Raw genomic sequence first — 14,743 nt, 5'->3', positions numbered from 1 at the left:
GGTCCAGACCTTTCAGCGGTCGGACTCCGGCGCGAGCTGATAGACCCCTTCAGGCAGGTCCAGCGCGGCGGCCAGATCACGCACCTGTTCAGGCGACAGTGTAATCTTGACCATGCTGTCCGTGCGCGGGTCGAATTGCTCGACGGTGATCACTTCGGCAAAGCTGTTGACCACCACATCTTCCTGCAAAGGGGCGGCTCCCTCATCGACCAAGGTGATCACAGTGGCGTCAAACTCATGTTCAATCGTAAACATGTGACCACGCTAGGACATCGGCTAAGCGTTGCAAAGAGGGCCATAAATTCTTGATCGGGGCTGGCAGCAGATTATGTCCGTGGTAAGTTAGTTACTCTTGTAAGTGATAAGGAACCGCCCATGATCCGTTTGATGGCCGCTCTGACGCTGCTGATCTTTGCCGCTGCCTGTGATGAGGTTACGACCTCGTCGGCACCTTCCAGCCCTCCGTTGCAGGTGCAGAATGTGCCGGATGAGTTGCGCACCGGCAATCAGACTGCGCGCGCATTTTCGACCGTCGTGACGCGGGTCGAACCTGTGGCCGAGCGCGAATGCCGCCGCCGCACCAGCAACGTGAGCTGTGATTTTCGCATTCTGGTCGATGATCGGCCAAACCAGCCGCCCAACGCCTTTCAGACGCTGGACGAGAACAATCGTCCTATCATCGTGTTCACCCTCGCGCTGTTGAACGAGGCGCGCAATGCTGATGAGATTGCCTTTGTTCTGGGGCACGAGGCAGCGCACCATGTCCAAGGGCACATCGCGCGCCAAAAACAGAACGCCGCTGCGGGTGCTGTGATCTTTGCAGGGCTTGCGACGCTGACCGGTGGCGATCAGGGGGCTGTGGAATCAGCTCAACGTATTGGTGCGCAGGTGGGCGCGCGCAGCTACTCCAAGGATTTCGAGCTTGAGGCCGACGCCCTCGGCACTGTCATCACAGCCCGCGCCGGGTATGATCCGATCGCAGGCGCGCAGTTCTTTAACCGCATTCCTGATCCTGGCGACCGGTTCCTCGGTACGCACCCGCCCAATGCTCAACGGATCGAGACGGTGCGGCGCACCGCGGCGGGCCTTTAAAACGTCGTGGGGCTGTGCCGCAATCGCAGCATCAGCCCCACGATCGACATCACGACCCAGAAAATCTGGATCAGCGCCGATGCCAGATTGAAGCTGACGACCAGCCCGATCAGCACACAGAGTGCGGCGATGATGTTGATCGCAAAATACATCCGACTGTGACTGCTCAGCCAGTGGAAGGTCAGGAAACCGTAGTTAATGACATAAAGTGCAAATCCCACGACTCCCACAGCTTCAAAAACATGCGGCGGCACGGTTGTAAAAATGTTCATTGGAAAAATCCGATGCGAAATTGCGGTCTTAAATCTCAATACCCTTTCCCTATCACGCCAGTTCGTAGCTGTCGGGTGGGGGATTCCCGACCTTGAAGCAGCTTGGCTACATATTGACAGACAAAGGGTCGAAATATGCGGTCTCGGGATGTGCTGTGACCGACCGCCTCGGGATTGATGCGGCCCTCAAGATGCTCAAGGCTGACCGCGCCTATGCGAAGGCGACCCACAACAGTTGGGGCGCGTGGTTGCGCGATGGCGGACCTGTCAAGGGGGATGACGGCGAAAGCGGTGCGGGCATGGTCATCTTGCGGATGCTCGAGCGGGACGCTGTGCAGGATCATCTGATCGTGGTCACCCGGTGGTATGGGGGCAAACATCTGGGCGGGGATCGGTTTCGACATGTGCAAACCTGCGTGCGCGCCTATCTGGACGCGATTTGATCAGCGTCAAGGCGAGGGTGCTGGAGGTGCGTGACTGTCGGGTCATACCGATGCAACCGCACAAGGAGAATCTGATGACCGCGCTCTTGCTGAGACGCCACGCTGCCCTTGTCGATCATATGACCACTGCGCGCGGGCTCGACCTCGAAGAGGCGACACGGCGCGGTGCAGGTGACCCATCTGATTTGCTCTGTTTGGTGCTGGGCTGCGCGGGATGCACCCAGACCGAAATGTGCGAAAAGTGGCTGGGTGCCCAAGTCGACGCTATGTCCGCCGCACCGCATTACCGTCGAAATGCGCACGCTTTGACCGACATCGCCAAACGCCTAGGCTGACACCCCCAAAGACACCGCGCCGAAAAAACAGGCCGACGCCGCCAGCACGAAACTATGCCAGATCGCGTTCTGAAAGCGCAGACTGTCGCGCGCGAAAAATACGGTTCCCATGGTGTAAAGCAGCCCGCCCGCTGCGATCAACGCGACGGCGGATGCAGGCAGCGCCTGCCACATCGGCCAAATCAGCAGCACGCTTGCCCAGCCCATTGCGAGATACAAGGCCAGCGAGCCGCGCGCGTCCGTCGCCCAAAAGCTGAGCTTGGCCAGCGCCCCGAACAGTGCCACCAACCAGACCCCGGCCAGCACCGCATAGGCAAAGGCCGACCCGATCAGAACCACCAGCGGCGTGTAAGTTCCTGCGATCTTGAGGTAAATTGCCGCGTGATCAATCCGGTGAAAGATCGGGCGGCTGCGATCCCACGGCAGAAGGTGATAGGCGGTCGAGGCCAGCAACGAAAAAATCAGGAACGTCGCGTAGATGCTGGTGGCCGCGATCTGCGGTGCGCCATGGGTCTGGCTGACATAAAGGATCAGCAGCACACCCGCGCCAGTGGCAGCCACAAGGCTGATCAGATGCACGCCAGCATCCGCCAGCGTTTCAGGCGTGGAATAGGGATAGGCCATGATCTTGAACGTGCCGGGGCATGCCCGTCGCGTCCAGTCTCAATTGCGCGAGGGTGCAGGTGACGTCGCGCGAGCCTGCCGGCGCAGATGCCAGCGATAAATCAGCGGCGCGGCCACGTCGTCGTAGAGTTTTGAGGCGGCCCAGTGAAAGCCCGGGAGCGACACGAGCCGGGCCAGCCAGCGATATCGCGGCATGTCCTGCCACAGCACGATGAAGGCCGGGATACCGGAATAGGTCTGTCCGCCTTTGCGCACATAGAGCCGTCGCGCAGCTTCGTCCGATGTCATGCCCCAGGCGGCGGTATCCTCGGTGTTGAGATCCTCGAATGTGATGGGCAGCCCGGTTTCGTCACTATACTTGGCATAGTGATCAATCTCGAAGCTGCACACAGGGCAGTCGGCATTGTAAAGAACGCGGGTTTCATCGATCATGTTCGAAAGATAGCGGTGCGCGGCCCCATCCACAGGGGGCAAACCGCCGCACCTTAGCGGGGTTTGTTCCCGTCGATCCAGCGCGACATCATCACCTTGTCCTTGAAACACTCCGCCGGAATGTCCCGGCGTTTCAGACGGGCAATCCGTTCGGCAAATTGCACCTGCTTCGCGCTTGGATAGTTGGAGAACCGCGAGGCGGGCACGGCCGCTTTTGTTTGATCAATCCACGCCGACAGACCCGCCTTGTCCCGCAGCAGGTGAGCGGGCAGTTTGACCCCCGTCTTGGCCGCGAGGCTGCGCGCGAACGCGATCTGCTTTTCCGTCGCGGGCGCTGTGTCGGGCGCACCGATGGGCAGCGCCCCCTGGGCAGGGTCGAAAAGGCCGGGCTGATACGAGTGGTAGGACATATGCGTGCTCCGTTCTCTTGCGAGAGAACAAACATAGAACACTGAGGGCGTCTTTGCAAGGGTTTGGTTAACGCACCTTTAAAACCGTCAAAATATCAAGGGGTTGCCATATGGCGGAGGGTACCTCCGCCTTACGCCTCACACGACTAGCCGACCCCACAGGTCGTAATCGCCCGCTTCGTCCACCTGGACCGTCACGATGTCACCGGGGCTCAGGTTCTCGAACCCTTCGTCGATGAACAGGTTGCCATCGATTTCGGGCGCGTCGGCCTTGGTGCGGCAGGTTGCCGCCTCGCCATCCACCTCGTCCACGATCACCTGGCAGGTTTGACCGATTTTGGCGGCCAGCTTGGCCTCGGAAATAGCGGCGGCTTTTTCCATGAACCGCTCCCACCGCTCTTGCTTGACCTCGGGTGCGACGTGATCGGGTAGGGCGTTGGAGCGTGCCCCGTCCACATTTTCGTACTGAAAACATCCGACGCGATCCAGTTTTGCCTCGCCCATCCAGTCAAGCAGGGTCTGAAATTCCGCCTCTGTCTCGCCGGGATAGCCAACGATGAAGGTCGAGCGCAGGGTAAGGTCGGGGCAGATGTCGCGCCATGCGGCGATTTCGTCCAGGGTTTTGGCGGCGGCGGCGGGCCGCGCCATGCGTTTGAGCACATCCGGATGCGCGTGCTGGAACGGGATGTCGAGATAGGGCAACACCAAGCCATCTGCCATCAGCGGGATCAACTGGCGCACATGGGGATAGGGATAGACGTAGTGCAACCGCATCCAAGCCCCGAGCGATCCCAGATCGCGCGCCAGATCGGTGATATGGGCGCGGTGGCCGCGATCCTCCGCATGTTTGATGTCGACCCCGTACGCCGAGGTATCTTGGGAAATGACAAGCAACTCGCGCACGCCTGCCTCGACCAGTTTTTCCGCCTCGCGCATCACCGCATGGGCCGGGCGCGATTGCAGCCGTCCGCGCATGTCGGGGATGATACAGAACTTGCACTTGTGATTGCAGCCCTCGGAAATCTTGAGATAGCTGAAATGGCGCGGCGTCAGGCTGATCCCGCGCGCAGGTAACAGATCGACAAACGGATCGGGGTCCGGTGGCACAGCGGCATGTACCGCATCGAGCACCTGTTCGTATTGATGCGGCCCGGTCACGGCCAGCACCTTTGGATGGGCCCCGGTGATATAGTCGGGTTCGGCCCCGAGGCATCCCGTCACAATCACCCGCCCGTTTTCAGCTAACGCCTCGCCAATCGCCTCAAGGCTTTCGGCCTTGGCACTGTCGAGAAACCCGCAGGTGTTCACGATCACCGCATCGGCCCCGCTATAGTCGGGCGAAATCCCGTACCCTTCGGCGCGCAGCCGGGTGAGGATGCGTTCACTGTCCACCAGCGCCTTGGGACAGCCCAGGCTGACCATCCCGATGGTCGGCTGACCGGGGCGGTCATTGCGTTTCAGTTGGGCCTTTGGGGCAAGGTCGGGGCGAAGGTCTGGTGGGTTGGTGCTCATAGGGTGCCTCATAGGCGATGAAACCCCGAGCGAAAAGGGTTGGGGTTAATTGAGCTGCTGCGGTAAGCTGATTTCAACACGTCGCAAGAACGGAGCAGTGGTTATGAGATGGATTGTTCGCCTGATTGGGTTTGTGATCGTGCTGGTCCTTGTGGCGGGCGTGTCGGTCCTGTTTCTGCCTGCCGAGCGGATCGCGAAACTGGCCACCGACCAGATCCGCAAAGCGACGGGCCGCGATGTCAGCATCACCGGCGATGTGTCGATCACGGTGTGGCCGGTCTTGGGCGTGAAGGCGGGTCAGCTTGAGGTTGCCAATCCGGACTGGTCGGACCTTGGCCCGATGTTGCGCGCTGAGGACGTGGCGATTGGGGTGGACGCGATGGCGTTGATCTCTGGCGACATCCTGATCACCAATATCGAAGCGACGCGACCCACTATCCGTCTTGAAAGCCGCGCGGATGGGCGTGCAAGCTGGGTGTTCACTACCGCAAGTGAGACAACACAGATCGACGCGGAGGCTCCCGTTCAACCCGATGAAACGACCGCCCCTACGGATGTCACTCAGTCCAGTGCCCCGCAAACCGTTTCAATCCAACGCCTTGAGCTAACGGACGCCACCTTGATCTATGATGCGGAGGGGGCGGACCTCGTGTCATATGCAGGGGTCGACCTGACGCTGGATTGGCCCGAACGTCTGGGTGCGGCCGAGATTGCGATGACCTTGCGCCCCGCAGGCAGCGAGGTGGACGTGCGCGCCTCGGTCGGTGGGTTTGCCGACTTTATCGACGGGCAGGTTCAACCGATTGAGATGACGGTGAACGCGGGCGGGGGCACGGCCACCCTCAGAGGACGGGCGAGCACTGCCGGAGACGTCGCAGGCCAACTCGCACTGGCGATGCCCGACACGGATGCGTTCCTTGCCGCCCTTGATCTGCCGCAACCGGGGCTGCCGGCCAAACTAGGCCAGTCGATCGATATGTCGACGGAGATGACACTGACTTCGGATCGGCGGCTTGCCTTGCGGGATCTGCGTGTGGATTTAGGAGGCAATGCGCTGAACGGCGCGGCGGACATAAATTTGAACGACACGCCCCAGATCAACGCGCAACTGAACGCAGGCGCTCTTGATCTGCGCGGCGCGACCGGTGGCTCGACCGCGTCCAGCAGCGGAGGAGGAGGCGGGTCCTCGTCTTCGTCCTCCTCTGGCAACGCGGAGCCAGCCAGCGGCTGGCCGAAAGACCGGATTGATGCCAGCGGATTGGCCGCCTTTAACGGGGAAATCGCGCTTAGCGCATCGTCGATTGATCTGGGCCAGTTCAAGCTGGGGCCGACACAGACATTGCTGCGCAACGATCGCTCGCGGATGGTGTTCGACCTGCGCGACGTGGTGGCCTACGGCGGCAACGTGACGGGCCAGTTCGTGATGAACAACCGCTCGGGCTTGTCGGTCGGTGGGCAGCTTGGCGCGACCTCGATCGACATCCAATCCTTCTTGCGCGATGCAGCCGAGGTCGAGCGGTTGACCGGCACGGCCAACGCCAGTGTTTCGTTCCTGGGTGTGGGGCAAAGCGTTGATGCAATTGTGAAATCCTTGTCCGGTGACGGGCAGGTCAAGTTTGGCAAAGGCACCATTCTGGGCATTGATCTGGATCGCCTGATGCGGTCGGGTCAGGCCGGGGGCGGGACAACCGTGTTTGACAGCCTGACTGCGACCTGGACGATGAATGCGGGCGTGATGGAGAATCGCGACCTGCTGCTCAAGCTCAAAAACTACGAGGCACGCGGCGAGGGGCAGGTGGGCCTTGGCGCGCAAACCATTGATTATACGTTTACGCCCGTCGCGTTGCGCGCCAATGAGGGCAACGGCATTGCGATCCCGGTGCGCATTCGTGGGCCGTGGGCCAGCCCCTCTATCCGCCCTGATCTGGATGCGGCCATCGACCTGAACCTCGACAAAAAGATCGAAGAGGAAAAGGCCAAGGTACAGGCCAAGGCCAAGGCGGCAGTGCGTGAAAAGGTGGCCGAAGAACTGGGCGTTGCGGATGAGGGGCAGGACCTTGAAGAGGCGGCCAAGGACAAGCTGGAAAACGAGTTGAAAAAGAGCCTGCGCGGTTTGTTTGACTGACCTTTACGGCACGGGCAGATTCAGTTTGCACGATCTTGACGACGTGATGTCAGTCCAACCTGACGGGGCGCTTTGCCGCATATCGCCTGCGCGCAGTGGCAACGGATGGGTTTGAACCTATCTTTATCCGCATGAGCACGCCTTTGTTCCACGTCCGGAACGTCGCGCAATTTCCCCCGATGCGGCCCTCTGACGCTGCGTTGCGGAGGGTTAAGGGAGAGAGAACCATATGACGCAGATGAAACCATTTTTGCATGTCCTTGCCATCGCAACGCTTGGCGCAAGTGCCGGCCTTGCAAAGGATAGCGCCCCGGTCGGTGATGATGTGATCGCCGCGCAGCGCGCAGCCTTGGCGCAAAGCACCGAAGGCGAAGGATTTGGGCCACAGGCTCCACGCGATCTGGGCACGCTGGACGGGGAAAATGCACGCATTTTTGGTGCTGCCCCGGCGGCGGAGTTGATGAACCTGTGCAACATCCATTTCCACAAGAATGCGGAACACAAAGGCGGTGAATTCACGACATATGCGGGCAATGGCAACGGCAAGGGCGTCGACACTGGCTTTCGCTATGATGGCGAGTTGAGCGAGGCGGAACTTGCCCCGCTGGGACGCGACGTGGGGGGCGGCAAATACGGCAACCTCACCCCAGGCGACACCATTGAGGTGCATTACGTGCACACCACGGCCCAGGTGACGCCGGGGCCGACCCTTGGGGCGTGCCTCGACGAGTCCATCGGCAACCCGCAACTGCGCGTCGAGGCGCAGGTGTTCGTGCTGGTCAATGACGCGGAGGCCGCGGATTTCGTCGCCTTCAACGCGGTTGAAGAGGTCAACGGGCTTTATCAGGCGGTAGGTCGTCCGACCGACACGGGCGCGCCAATTGAGTACAGCGGCTCGACCACGGGGCCAAGCTATAACACCGTCGGATCACCGTTTCAGGTGACGTGGAGCGTGCGCCCCGAGGTTTTGAAAGTGTCGATCACCAGCGTCGAGGCGTGGTTGGCCGACAATATTTTTGACGAAGGTGATGCGCATGGGGTGCGCAATCTGGTGATCAATCCGGCGCTGATTTCGCCGATCAATTGAACCTGGAGGGCGGGCGCATCGCCCTCCTGCGTTTCACGTCCGGCGTCTCAGATCGTCTGATCATAGTCGCCGACGGACTGTTCCGTGCGGATCACCGCGTCGATATCGGCAAAGATCGCGCGCATTTCGGCTTCGGACTGGGGGCTTTCACACACGACCACCAGATTGGGCGTGTTCGACGAGGCGCGCACCAGCCCCCAGCCCCCGTTGTCGAGGATGACGCGCGCGCCGTTCACCGTCACGATCTCTGTGATGGCGCGTCCGGCGATCTGGTCGCCCGCATCGCGCATCGCCACCAATCTGCCAACGATCCGTTCAAGTGCCTCGTATTTCTCGAGGTCGGGGCAATGGGGCGACATGGTTGGCGTGGCATAGGTGGTGGGCAGGGCCTTGCGCAGATCGGACATCTTCAGGTCCGGATTGCGATCCATCAGCTTGCAGATTTCGACCGCCACGCGCATCCCGCAATCGTACCCGCGCCCGATGGGCTCGGCCAGAAAGTAGTGCCCCGACTTTTCGAAGCCCGCCAACGCGCCAAGCTCCTTGACCCGCCGTTTCATGTGACTGTGGCCGGTCTTCCAATAGTCCGCCTTGGCCCCGTGTTTCCGCAACTCGGGGTCGGATGCGAACAGCCCGGTGGATTTCACGTCGGCCACAAAGGTCGCGCCCGGATGCGCCTTTGCCAGATCGCGGGCCAGAATGACGCCCATCTTGTCGGCAAAAATCTCTTCGCCCGTGTCATCTACAACGCCGCAGCGATCCCCGTCGCCGTCAAACCCAAGCGCGAAATCCGCGCCTGACGCCTGCACGGCGGCGGCCATGTCGTGCAGCATTTCCATCGCTTCGGGGTTGGGGTTGTAGTGCGGGAAGGTGTAGTCGAGTTCGGTGTGGCTATCGACGACCTCCACCCCAAGCCTGCGAAACAGATCGGGCGCGAAAGCCGACGCGGTACCATTGCCTGTGGCGCATACGACCTTGAGTTTGCGCGTCATTTTGAAGTCGCCCACGAGGTCATCCAGATAGGCCTCGCGCACGCCGTCGACGAATTCATAGCCTCCGCCCGCGCGCGCGACACCTTCGCCATTCAGGACGATGTCGCGCAGTTCGCGCATCTCTTCGGGGCCGTGGGTGAGGGGGCGTTCAAAGCCCATCTTGATCCCCGTCCACCCGTTCGGATTATGGCTGGCGGTGACCATGGCGACGGCGGGTGCATCAAGATGAAACTGGCTGAAGTAGGCCATGGGCGACAGGGCGGGGCCGATATCGCGCACGCGAATACCGGCCTGCATCAGCCCCAGCATCAGGGCGTTCTTGATCGACAGGGAATAGTCCCGGTAATCGTTGCCGACCGCGATTTCGGGTCTGATCCCGCGCCAATGCATTTGCGTCCCAAGGCCCAAGCCAAGCGCGGTGATCCCGGGCAGGTTGATGTCGTCTGGGTATTTCCAGCGCGCGTCATATTCGCGAAAGCCGGTCGGCGCGATCATCGGGTCGCGCAGAAACGCCCACGTGTTCGGGGTCACGGTGGGGGCGGGTTTCGACATGTGCGCAGCTTTCACAAAGTGATCGGGTTCGCCTTGGCGAGGGCATCGAGCTGCATGAGCATCTCGACCAGCGCAGGCATATCGCGCAGATAGATCATGTTCGGCCCATCACAGGGCGCGGTATCGGGATCCTGATGCGTTTCCATGAAGATGCCCGCAACCCCGATGGCCGCCGCCGCGCGGGCCATGACGGGGGCCAGTTCGCGCTGCCCACCGGACGAACCACCAAGGCCGCCGGGTTGCTGCACCGAATGGGTGGCATCCATGATGACGGGATAGCCGGTCTGCGCCATCTGCGGCAAGCTACGCATGTCGGTGACAAGGGTGTTGTAGCCAAAGGACGCGCCGCGTTCGGTCAGCATGATCTTGTCATTGCCGGTGCTGGCGATCTTGGCGGCCACGTTTTCCATATCCCAAGGGGCGAGGAACTGGCCCTTTTTCACGTTGATCACGGCTCCGGACTCGCCCGCGGCCAGCAACAGGTCGGTCTGGCGGCACAGATACGCCGGGATTTGCAGCACGTCGACGGCCGCCGCCGCAGGGGCGCACTGGCTTTCCTTGTGGATGTCGGTCAGCACGGGCACATCCATCACCTTGCGCAGATCGGCCAGCACCGCGAGGCCCTTGTCCATACCCAACCCGCGCGAGGCATTTGCCGACGTGCGGTTGGCTTTGTCGAAAGACGCCTTGAAGATGTACTGCGCACCAGCTGCCGCGCAGGCCTCTTTCATGGTCCCTGCGATCATCTGGGCGTGATCGGCGGATTCGAGTTGGCACGGCCCTGCAATCACGGTGAGAGGGCGATCGTTGCCAACCGTCAGGTTGCCGATTGAGATCTGTTTCATACTAGCTGGTGACCTGTTCTCTGAGGATCGACGCGGTGATCGAGATCATCAGATAGATGCCTGCAAAGACGAGGAATGCCAAGATCGTGTTTTCAAACGCGCGGGGAAAGGACGGTTCTTCGCTCGCGATGGGTTCGACCGCAACCGTGAGATAGCGGACCTGCCGCGTCGCCTCGACACGGGCCTGTTCCATCTGTTGCAATGCCGATTGCATCATCATGTCGCGCGCTGCCAAGTCGGCTTGGGCGATCTGGATGCGGGCTGCGAGTTCGGCGAGCGAGTTTTCGCCTTTGCTCACATCCGTCATCTTGTCGTTCAAGATGTCCAACTGGGTCTCGAGGATTTCGAGTGTTCCACGTGTCGCATCGACCCGGCTTTGGTTGGGCCGCGCGTTGTTCAGCAGGCTGGCCAGTTCGATCTCTTTCTCGATGATCTGGGTTTCGATGTTCGAGATCTGAGTGCGATAGCTGGCGATGACGTTCTCAGGATCAAGGGTGGAGCCGTCGATCTGCAACCGCACCAGCGCCTCTTGGGCGCTGCGCCGTTCCTCGTCAGCGCGCTCAAACCCTTCGCGCGCGTCCTTCATCTGGTCTTCGCGCTTTTGCTGGCTGAGGTTGTTGACCCGCTCTTCGGCATAGGAAATCAACTGCCGCGAAAAATCGGCCGCGACTTCAGGGTCGGCGGCGGCGACTTCCATGCGGATCATGCCCTCGGTCGGGTCATATCCGATTTTGATGTTCTTTTTGAACGTCTTGTAGGCTTCTTCGTTCGTGGGATCGGCGCTTAGCCGCTGGATCGGGTCGATCCAGTCCTGGGTAAAGTGCGATTTGAAACCCACATCACGATCAAGGCGCAGCATCGCGTCCTTGGACTGCAAGAAGCCCTGCACCGCGATACTGTCGGAGTTGGTGGCAAACTGTGTCGGCAACAGCCCACCCAGGGGCCCGGCACCGCCGGATCCTTCGTTCTGGATGATCAGAAACTCGGATTTCGTGGCGTACATCGGCGTTGCGATCACGTAGAAATAGTAACCTGCAAAGAAGGTCGGCAGCATGACGAAGAATGCAAGACGGACCAGCAACAGGCCCATCTTCTTGCGCCGTCGTCGCCGGATATCCATCTGCATGTTCTGGATTTCGGTCGCGCGTCGGTCCGCCGGGCTGATCTCGGTCGAGGGCAATTGCTGTCGTTTGACAGGCACCGTTTGTGGCAGTTGGACCTTTTCGCCGGTGTTTTTGGACCCGGCACCACCCGGCGCGGCGGCCAGACCTGCAAAGGCGTCAGGTGCCCCGCCTTCATGCGGCTCGGCACCGGCCTGCGGCACCACAAGTTCCAGCATATTGGAGCGTTGGAACGGGTCGATCCCCTGAGCGCGCAGCAACCGTACCGCATCGAAATCGGAGGTTGGGGCCAGGTTGTGGCGTTGGGCCACACGGCGGGCCATGCGCAATTGGCGCCCGGTCAGCCCTTCCTGGCGGATGGCATCAATCGAGTTCTCGCTGTCGACCTGACGGGGGGAGGCCACCTCGCCCTGATCCGCACTTGGCGGCACGGGCGCGGCACGTCGCTGTGCGGCGCCGTGTTGCGGGCTGTCCTGCTCGGACGGTTCCACAGCTTCGGGGCGGCTTGCCTGCCCTGAACCCAACGCCGGAGGCGTCCGTTTGATGCGAAATTTTCTAGCCTTGGGTTTCGTAGTCATAGAGCCGTTTCGCTTCTTCGAGTGTGTCGAACATGTGCAGTTTGCCATCCAGCAGGACCGCCGCAGAGCGCGCGAATTTTTCGAGCGTCGCGGCCTGATGTGACACAATGATGATGGTGGTCGTGCGCAGCCGTTCCTGCAAAACTTCGCCCGCTTTGCGGTTGAATTCAACGTCGGTGGAGGCGGGCATGCCTTCGTCGATCAGATAGATATCAAAGTCCAGCGCCAGCATCAGCGCGAATGAAAACCGCGCCCGCATGCCCGAGGAGTAGGTCCCGATAGGCTGGTCGAAATATTCGCCAAGGTTGCACAACCAGCGGCAGAAGCTTTCGACATAGTCCGGATCAAGCGCATAGAGCCGCGCGATGTAGCGCGCATTTTCCATGGCCGACACCTTGGCCACGACCCCGCCCATGAACCCTAGCGGAAAGGACACATTGCAGGTGCGCCGAATTTCGCCTTCGTCCGGTTTTTCGAGGCCCGCCATCATGTTGATCAAGGTGGTTTTGCCGGTCCCGTTGGGGGCGAGGACCCCAAAGGACTGACCCAATTCCACTCGGAAAGACACACGGTCAAGGATCACCTTGCGCTGTGTGCCTGTCCAAAAGGACTTCGATACGTTTTCGAACTCAAGCATCCCGGTGCTCCGCCGTGTGCTGCTGCGTCCCCCTCGTTATGTGGGAGACCCCGACCCTCCTTACCAGAGGTGTGTTAACGGTGTAGTCACCGATTTGGGCGACATTATGTCGTTATTACCAACAAATCTAGTGGATTGCACCGGCACTGTTGCGTCACCCGCGACAACGCCCACCGGCGCAGCGGGCGGCTGTGAGTGGTGCTTTTGCCTGTATTTGTGGACTTTGGTGGGCGTCGGCCTGCGAGGGCCGTCACGCAGGCTTCAAGGTTTCGTGCGTCAGCCTGTAATCTGCCATATCAGTCCGGCCAGAACCGACCCTGTCAGCGCAAAGCCCAGATAGGCTGCGAACACCCTTGGCTTGACCAACGCCCAGACCGCGATGGCGGCGGGGATGGAGCTTACACCGCCTGCGATCATGAACGACATGGCGGCCCCGTTCGACATCCCCTGATCCAGCAGTTCGGCCACCAAGGGCGCTGCCGCGTAGCCGTTCAGGTAGGCTGGCATGCCCACGACCGCTCCCAGCATGACGGTTCCCAACCCGTCCCCGCCCAGCACATTCGCGATCAGGTTGGCCGGGATGTAGATCACCATCAGCGCCTCGACCACATAGGCCAGGGTAAGCCATTTAAGCAGGAACGCCCCATTTTCCAGCGCGGTTGATTTGAAGGTCTCGATGCGTGTCGGCTCGTGCCAGAAGGTCCAGACGGGTGTGGCCGAAAAGGGCTCTTTGACGCCGCAACACCCGCCCACCTGCGGCTTTTCCCGCAACGGGTTGGTGAAGACCGGCGTGTTGGCCAGCAATAGAGTGCCAAAACCCCCAAAGATGCCCAAACCCACGGCGGCAACGGTCTTGGCCAGCGCAAATTCCGGGCTGATCGCACCTGTTGTGATCGCAAACATTGCTGGATCCATCAGCGGAGAGGCGAGCCAGAACGCCATCACGGCCCCCAACGGTGCCCCGACTGCAAGCAAGGCCGAGATGAAGGGAATGACCTCGCAGGAACAGAACGGCGACAGCCCGCCAAGCAGGGCCGCCATCACGATCATGCGCGCCGGATTGCCCTCGAATGCGCGGGCCAGCAGGTTTTCCGCCGCCGTCGCCTTGAGGTAGGCAATCGCAAACACAGCAAATAGGATGAAAGGGGCCGTGCCTGCCAAGGCTTTGGTCACAAAAGATAATGTGGGAATCAACTGGCCGCGGTCCAATAGCGCAACCAACGCGATCAGGCTGGCGGAAAAGAGCCACGCGCCATCAATCCGGTTGCGCCACGTGGGAAGCGTCTGAGTGGCCGTGTCAGCCATGGCCATGGTCCTCGGCAGGGGCGGCGCTGTCGGCGCAGCATTCCGTTAGCAAGAACCGCGATAGGCTCTCGATTTCGTCGAAAGCGACGGCGGCGCAGATGATCGATCGACCCTGCCGCGCTTGCGTGACAAGGCCCGCCGTCGAAAGGATTTTGACGTGATGGGTCAGAGTCGAGCCAGTGATGCCTGTGCGATCGCCAAGCGCGCCGATGCTCAGCCCTTCGGGCCCGGCCCGCACAAGCGTGCGCAGCACCGACAGGCGTTGCTCTGATCCAAGCGCGGCAAAGGCACCGGCAGCGCGGGTAAGGTCGAGCGGGGTGGGTGTTGTCATTTTCATATTTCTAAAATTATAGAAATAATGACGATGCGACAAGGTGTATT

17 protein-coding genes are annotated in these 14,743 nt (G+C 60.9%); 5 read left to right on the top strand and 12 right to left on the bottom strand.

Annotation, left to right across the window (positions count from 1 at the left end; genetic code table 11):
* Nucleotides 1–12: 12 nt before the first annotated feature.
* A complete protein-coding gene (locus tag Q0908_RS10355) occupies nt 13–255 on the bottom strand; it encodes a hypothetical protein (RefSeq protein WP_299283692.1) in 243 nt (80 codons plus the stop codon).
* Between the two features lie 120 nt (nt 256–375).
* Here Q0908_RS10355 and Q0908_RS10350 point away from each other — a divergent pair, with 120 nt between their 5' ends.
* A complete protein-coding gene (locus tag Q0908_RS10350) occupies nt 376–1,092 on the top strand; it encodes a M48 family metallopeptidase (RefSeq protein ID WP_299283690.1) in 717 nt (238 codons plus the stop codon).
* Here the strand turns inward: Q0908_RS10350 and Q0908_RS10345 are convergent.
* On the bottom strand, nt 1,089–1,364 hold the full coding sequence (locus Q0908_RS10345) for a hypothetical protein (protein ID WP_299283688.1): 276 nt from the start codon (nt 1,362–1,364) through the stop codon (nt 1,089–1,091). The two genes, Q0908_RS10350 and Q0908_RS10345, sit on opposite strands and share 4 nt — an antisense overlap.
* Before the next feature lie 92 nt (nt 1,365–1,456).
* Here Q0908_RS10345 and Q0908_RS10340 point away from each other — a divergent pair, with 92 nt between their 5' ends.
* Nucleotides 1,457–1,807: a YigZ family protein gene (locus Q0908_RS10340; protein WP_299283687.1), complete on the top strand. Its 351-nt coding sequence runs from the start codon at nt 1,457–1,459 to the stop codon at nt 1,805–1,807.
* A gap of 74 nt (nt 1,808–1,881) precedes the next feature.
* Nucleotides 1,882–2,142 carry a DUF6455 family protein gene (locus tag Q0908_RS10335; RefSeq protein WP_299283685.1) on the top strand — a complete coding sequence of 87 codons (261 nt, stop codon included), beginning with the start codon at nt 1,882–1,884 and terminating at the stop codon, nt 2,140–2,142.
* Here Q0908_RS10335 and Q0908_RS10330 read toward each other — a convergent pair.
* From Q0908_RS10330 to rimO, 4 genes are all read right to left on the bottom strand, one after another.
* Nucleotides 2,134–2,766: a hemolysin III family protein gene (locus Q0908_RS10330; RefSeq protein WP_299283683.1), complete on the bottom strand. Its 633-nt coding sequence runs from the start codon at nt 2,764–2,766 to the stop codon at nt 2,134–2,136. The two genes, Q0908_RS10335 and Q0908_RS10330, sit on opposite strands and share 9 nt — an antisense overlap.
* A 39-nt stretch (nt 2,767–2,805) precedes the next feature.
* Nucleotides 2,806–3,198, bottom strand: a complete 393-nt coding sequence (locus Q0908_RS10325) for a thiol-disulfide oxidoreductase DCC family protein (protein ID WP_299284035.1) — start codon at nt 3,196–3,198, stop codon at nt 2,806–2,808.
* Between the two features lie 53 nt (nt 3,199–3,251).
* Nucleotides 3,252–3,608, bottom strand: a complete 357-nt coding sequence (locus Q0908_RS10320; protein WP_299283681.1) for a hypothetical protein — start codon at nt 3,606–3,608, stop codon at nt 3,252–3,254.
* A gap of 138 nt (nt 3,609–3,746) precedes the next feature.
* The gene (gene rimO / locus Q0908_RS10315) at nt 3,747–5,120 is read right to left on the bottom strand and encodes a 30S ribosomal protein S12 methylthiotransferase RimO (protein ID WP_299283679.1); all 1,374 of its coding nucleotides are present in this window, start codon (nt 5,118–5,120) and stop codon (nt 3,747–3,749) included.
* Between the two features lie 103 nt (nt 5,121–5,223).
* On the opposite strand from rimO, the gene Q0908_RS10310 reads away from it, so the two are divergent.
* Nucleotides 5,224–7,245, top strand: a complete 2,022-nt coding sequence (locus Q0908_RS10310) for an AsmA family protein (protein WP_299283678.1) — start codon at nt 5,224–5,226, stop codon at nt 7,243–7,245.
* A gap of 229 nt (nt 7,246–7,474) precedes the next feature.
* Nucleotides 7,475–8,332: a delta-class carbonic anhydrase gene (locus Q0908_RS10305; RefSeq protein ID WP_299283676.1), complete on the top strand. Its 858-nt coding sequence runs from the start codon at nt 7,475–7,477 to the stop codon at nt 8,330–8,332.
* A 47-nt stretch (nt 8,333–8,379) separates the two neighbouring features.
* On the opposite strand, the gene Q0908_RS10300 is transcribed toward Q0908_RS10305, so the two are convergent.
* The 6 genes from Q0908_RS10300 to Q0908_RS10275 form a co-directional block, all read right to left on the bottom strand.
* Nucleotides 8,380–9,876, bottom strand: coding sequence for a phosphomannomutase/phosphoglucomutase (locus Q0908_RS10300; protein WP_299283674.1), 1,497 nt, complete (start codon nt 9,874–9,876; stop codon nt 8,380–8,382).
* Between the two features lie 11 nt (nt 9,877–9,887).
* Entirely contained in the window at nt 9,888–10,721 is an 834-nt protein-coding gene (gene kdsA / locus Q0908_RS10295; RefSeq protein ID WP_299283672.1) for a 3-deoxy-8-phosphooctulonate synthase, read from the bottom strand.
* Between the two features lies 1 nt (nt 10,722).
* Entirely contained in the window at nt 10,723–12,420 is a 1,698-nt protein-coding gene (locus tag Q0908_RS10290; RefSeq protein WP_299283671.1) for a capsule biosynthesis protein, read from the bottom strand.
* Nucleotides 12,398–13,057: an ATP-binding cassette domain-containing protein gene (locus Q0908_RS10285; RefSeq protein ID WP_299283669.1), complete on the bottom strand. Its 660-nt coding sequence runs from the start codon at nt 13,055–13,057 to the stop codon at nt 12,398–12,400. The genes Q0908_RS10290 and Q0908_RS10285 overlap by 23 nt, the downstream gene beginning before the upstream one ends.
* Nucleotides 13,058–13,333: 276 nt before the next feature.
* Nucleotides 13,334–14,362, bottom strand: coding sequence for a permease (locus Q0908_RS10280; protein ID WP_299283668.1), 1,029 nt, complete (start codon nt 14,360–14,362; stop codon nt 13,334–13,336).
* A complete protein-coding gene (locus tag Q0908_RS10275) occupies nt 14,355–14,699 on the bottom strand; it encodes a helix-turn-helix domain-containing protein (RefSeq protein WP_299283666.1) in 345 nt (114 codons plus the stop codon). The genes Q0908_RS10280 and Q0908_RS10275 overlap by 8 nt, the downstream gene beginning before the upstream one ends.
* Between the last annotated feature and the right edge of the window lie 44 nt (nt 14,700–14,743).

The sequence above is a fragment of the uncultured Tateyamaria sp. genome (assembly GCF_947494755.1).
Classification (GTDB): Bacteria; Pseudomonadota; Alphaproteobacteria; order Rhodobacterales; family Rhodobacteraceae; genus Tateyamaria.
This window is presented reverse-complemented; position numbering and strand designations above follow the sequence as displayed.